The organism is Dyella sp. ASV21, from assembly GCF_016428975.1.
Taxonomy (GTDB): Bacteria; Pseudomonadota; Gammaproteobacteria; order Xanthomonadales; family Rhodanobacteraceae; genus Dyella.
Genome location: NZ_JAELTT010000248.1, coordinates 1 through 392, shown reverse-complemented (window position 1 = coordinate 392; position 392 = coordinate 1). Strand labels below are relative to the sequence as shown.

At 76.3% G+C, this 392-nt stretch carries 1 protein-coding gene; it reads right to left on the bottom strand.

Features of this window, described 5'->3' with window-relative positions; genetic code table 11:
* Window positions 1–101: 101 nt before the first annotated feature.
* Window positions 102–266, bottom strand: a complete 165-nt coding sequence (locus JHD67_RS22515) for a hypothetical protein (protein ID WP_233172176.1) — start codon at window positions 264–266, stop codon at window positions 102–104.
* Window positions 267–392 lie beyond the last annotated feature (126 nt).

Genomic DNA, 392 nt, shown 5'->3' with positions numbered 1-392 from the left:
CCCCCCCCCCCCCCCCCCCCCCCCCCCCCCCCCCCCCCCCCCCCCCCCCCCCCCCCCCCCCCCCCCCTTTTCCCCCCCCCCAGCCGCCACACGCGATTCGGTCACGGGTCTCGTGGGCTCGGAGATGTGTATAAGAGACCCCGCACCTGACGCTCGGCGCGGGCCAGCGCGCCCACCGCTTCGCGCATCGCTTGCGCATGCGGGCCCACCTTAGGCGCCTCGCAGATGACCGTGACATCGGCGTTGCCCAGCTGTCTCTTATACACAACTGACGCTGCCGACGACAACGTTCGGGTGTAGATAACGGGGGGCGCCGTATCAGTAAAAGGGGGGGGGGGGGGGGGGGGGGGGGGGGGGGGGGGGGGGGGGGGGGGGGGGGGGGGGGGGGGGGG